We start from the raw sequence: 3582 nt of genomic DNA on the forward strand, positions 1-3582 counted from the left end.
GTACTAAGCAAGTTACAGATAAAAAAAGGGACGCCATTAGCGTCCCTTTTTTTGTTCAATTTTTTCATTTCGAAAACAGATGCAGTGTTAACACATCCCAGTTCGCATAATAGAAACCAGCAGCAGCTAAAGTCATTGCCATCATCAGTAAGATTGCAACTCGCCAAATAAAACGACCACTACGTGGAGTCAACTCCTTCTCACAGTCGTTACACATCATGATGAACTTATGCTGGTCTTCCAACTTAGCCTCATGCTCATTGACTACCTTATTACGACACGTTGCGATATAACGCAGCTTACTCACCGTATCGTGCGGTAGCCTTTCTTCACAGCTTGACACAAGCTCATGCAATCCTTCGCCTTCGGCATGATATTGAAGCCTCAATAATTTCTCTATATTACGAGTTCTTGTCACCACTTTTTCAATATCGGTCATATTAGCCCTCCCACTCCACACTATAATTCTAGTCGAGCATTTCCCTATTCTTATACAAAATCACTGTTATTTACGAGAGAAAGAGACAATAAATAACAATGCTTTATCCCAAACTGGCCTCTAAATGTGATGTCTGCCGAAAAATAATCAGCTTGGCTTACAACAGTTCACGAATAACGGCTTGAAACACATATCCCTATTGCTTGAAAGATTAGAATAACCATCACGACTACATGGAGGTTACATGCCTAATTCACTCTTTTTTGCCATCTTTGCACTCGCCGGTCTAGCGGCTTGGGTATTTCTTGGTTTCTATCGAAAGCACTCACAAGGTGAAAATGCGCCAGAAAAGAAAGTGAACGTCACTGTGTTGGACAAACAATCCATCGACCTTCCTGATGCAGAACCTGGCCAAGAAGATCAAGAGTATTGGATTTACGTTCAACGTGGTGTGGTTGGTCCAAAACGAGAGTTCCAAGTCGGAATCCACTACTTCCACGCCCTGAACCCTGGCGACAAAGGTACCTTAACCTACCAAGGCGATAAGTTCTTACACTTTGCATTGAAGCGCTAAACATTAGGTACTTCAACTGTATCTTCTAAGCAATCCATCAGAAAGCCTTAGCACCCACCGCTAAGGCAATAACCAACGTGTTTTCTCTGACTTAGAGACCAACCAGCTCATCCATAACGCGCCAGCTCCGCTGATCACGATCCATAATGGAATAACCCAAGCAGGGTGGCCTTGGTACCAACCGAACTCTTTCATTGGCCATAAGAAAATCGGGTGCAGCAGATAAATACCTAAGCTGTGTTTACTGATAAAACCAACCACTTGATTGCTCTTCTCAGACAAGCCTTCACCATAGTAACGGCACACCATGAACACCATGCTCGCCGCTAATACGGTGTTCAACGTCTTGTAAGATAACCAACGCCCTACCGTGTACTCTTCTGCGACCAAACTTGCATCAACCACCATATAAACCGTGGTCAGTAACGCTAATCCACCAAGTAACACACTCACGCCGACAGTCATCTTGTTAAGTGGAACCATCTTATACAGCAGGTAACCCAACGGTAAGTACCCGGTGTACAACCACAACTCGTGACTCCAAGGGCCATCGATTTTCAATAAGAACAATAGCGTTGTGAACAACCATACAGCCGTAAAGGCATAGACAGATCTATCACCGTACTTTCTGACCATGATCTGTAAAAAAGGAATCACAAAGTAGAGTGGGATGAAGTAATAGAAGAAACCAAGGTGATAGTACGTGTAGTGATGATAACTATTGAGCAAAACCTCCCAACTCACGCCCGCATCAAAACCCATTAGCGACCAACCTGATAGGTAGGTATAGAAAAGCGACCAAACAATGAATGGGATCAGTACCTTACCCAGACGGCGCTTGAGGTAGTATTTAGCATCAAACGGGCGCTGATCACTCAGCATCAATGCACCAGAAATCAAGATGAACACAGGCACTGCCCATCGGCTGAAACCATTCACCGTAATGGCAGTCAGCCACTCACCGAAAGGAATGGTGCTTAATTCATTACGATAAGGCGCCAAAACATGAATCGCGATAACAGCTATGGCCGCGACACATCGTGCTAAATCAAAAAAGAGAATTCGCTGCTTCATGTAAATGCCTGATTAATATTCAATCATTCTACTATAGCAATAAAAAAGCTGACCGGAATAAATACCAAGTCAGCTTATTGTTAAAGGAGATGCTTATCGCGAATTTAGCTCATTCGACTCTAGGTTATGCGACTTTAACTCTTACAAATGAGGCTCATGCAGTTGATGTTTCAGGCACTTTAGGTAAACGCAGAGAGATCACCGTCGTTATCGCTAAGAATGCGAAGGATACCCACAGACACGCAGACAAACCGGCCATCTGGAATACCAAGCCCGACAATATCGTGCCAATCAAGCGACCCATCGCGTTTGCCATGTAGTAGAAACCAACATCAAGAGAAACCCCATCGCCTTTCGCGTAACTCACAATCAGGTATGAGTGAAGTGATGAGTTCACCGCAAAGATGGCACCAAATACCATCAATCCACCGATGATAACTAGCTCTGGTTGCCAGCCAATTTGCACCGCATAGGCAATACCGGCAGTCACAATAGCCAATGCACCCGCCCATAGTAGCGCTGCATGTCCATCAGGCACCTTGCCTTGTGCTTTACCAGTAATCTTAGGTGCAATGCCCTGCACAAAACCGTATGCGATGGTCCAAGCCGCTAAGAAGCCACCCACCCATGAGTGGTCCCAACCAAACACACTGCCTAGATAAATCGGCAAAGCAATCACAAACCACACATCACGAGCACCAAACAGGAACATACGCGCAGCCGACAAGATATTGATGGATTCAGACTTAGAGAAGATTTGTTTAAACTTCGGTTTGGTTTTCGCTTTGCCCATGTCTGCTTCTAAGCTCACTAAACTGCCAATGAAGACCAAGGTCAGCACAGCAGCCATCGCGAGCACTGCGTATTGGAAACCAATCGTCGAAAGCAGTAAGCCACCGATAAAGAACCCGGCACCTTTCAGTGCATTCTTAGATCCGGTTAGAATCGCAATCCACTTATAAAGCGCACCTTGCTGCTCATCTGGGACTAAGGTTTTAATCGAGCTTTTAGCACTCATCTTATTGAGATCTTTAGCGATACCAGACAAGGCCTGCGCCGCCATTACCCAAGGAATGGTCAACATTACGGTTGGCACCGCGAGCATGCCCAAGGCGACAACTTGCATCCCTAAGCCGATATTCATGGTCTTATTGAGGCCAAGACGCGCCCCTAACCAACCACCGATTAGGTTAGTCACCACACCAAAGAATTCATAAAAAAGGAACAGTGAGGCGATCTCTAACGAACTGTAGCCAAGGTCATAGAAATACAAGACCACCAGCATACGAAGTGCACCATCAGTAATGGTGAAGTTCCAGTAATTGAAGGTCACCAGCATGTATTGGCGAACGCTCTTACTTAGATTTGAAAACATAACGCTATCTCTGCAATCTAAACAAAAAGAGCTTTTAGATCATAGGTGTCCAAAAGCTCTAATTCTTACTTTCCACTTAACTTATACTCAAAATAATTGGAGTTGCAGCTAGGCAACAAG

General features: G+C 44.6%; 4 protein-coding genes. 1 reads left to right on the forward strand and 3 read right to left on the reverse strand.

From position 1 onward, the window contains the following. Positions 1-64 precede the first annotated feature (64 nt). Entirely contained in the window at positions 65-439 is a 375-nt protein-coding gene (locus tag AB4496_RS22200) for a hypothetical protein (RefSeq protein WP_009848229.1), read from the reverse strand. 244 nt (positions 440-683) lie between these two features. Here AB4496_RS22200 and AB4496_RS22205 point away from each other — a divergent pair, with 244 nt between their 5' ends. Then, on the forward strand, positions 684-1013 hold the full coding sequence (locus AB4496_RS22205; protein WP_009848228.1) for a DUF2500 domain-containing protein: 330 nt from the start codon (positions 684-686) through the stop codon (positions 1011-1013). 60 nt (positions 1014-1073) lie between these two features. Here AB4496_RS22205 and AB4496_RS22210 read toward each other — a convergent pair whose 3' ends face one another. Beyond that, positions 1074-2087: an acyltransferase gene (locus tag AB4496_RS22210; protein ID WP_009848227.1), complete on the reverse strand. Its 1014-nt coding sequence runs from the start codon at positions 2085-2087 to the stop codon at positions 1074-1076. 154 nt (positions 2088-2241) lie between these two features. Continuing rightward, positions 2242-3462: an organoarsenical effux MFS transporter ArsJ gene (gene arsJ / locus AB4496_RS22215; protein ID WP_009848226.1), complete on the reverse strand. Its 1221-nt coding sequence runs from the start codon at positions 3460-3462 to the stop codon at positions 2242-2244. Between the last annotated feature and the right edge of the window lie 120 nt (positions 3463-3582).

This window comes from Vibrio sp. 10N.222.46.A1 (genome assembly GCF_041473595.1).
Classification (GTDB): domain Bacteria; phylum Pseudomonadota; class Gammaproteobacteria; order Enterobacterales; family Vibrionaceae; genus Vibrio; species Vibrio tasmaniensis_A.

Bases quoted from the DNA above. Each gene is read 5' to 3' on its own strand.
- AB4496_RS22200 (WP_009848229.1), bottom strand. From the start codon at position 439: ATGACCGATATTGAAAAAGTGGTGACAAGAACTCGTAATATAGAGAAA.
- AB4496_RS22205 (WP_009848228.1), top strand. From the start codon at position 684: ATGCCTAATTCACTCTTTTTTGCCATCTTTGCACTCGCCGGTCTAGCG.
- AB4496_RS22210 (WP_009848227.1), bottom strand. From the start codon at position 2,087: ATGAAGCAGCGAATTCTCTTTTTTGATTTAGCACGATGTGTCGCGGCC.
- arsJ (WP_009848226.1), bottom strand. From the start codon at position 3,462: ATGTTTTCAAATCTAAGTAAGAGCGTTCGCCAATACATGCTGGTGACC.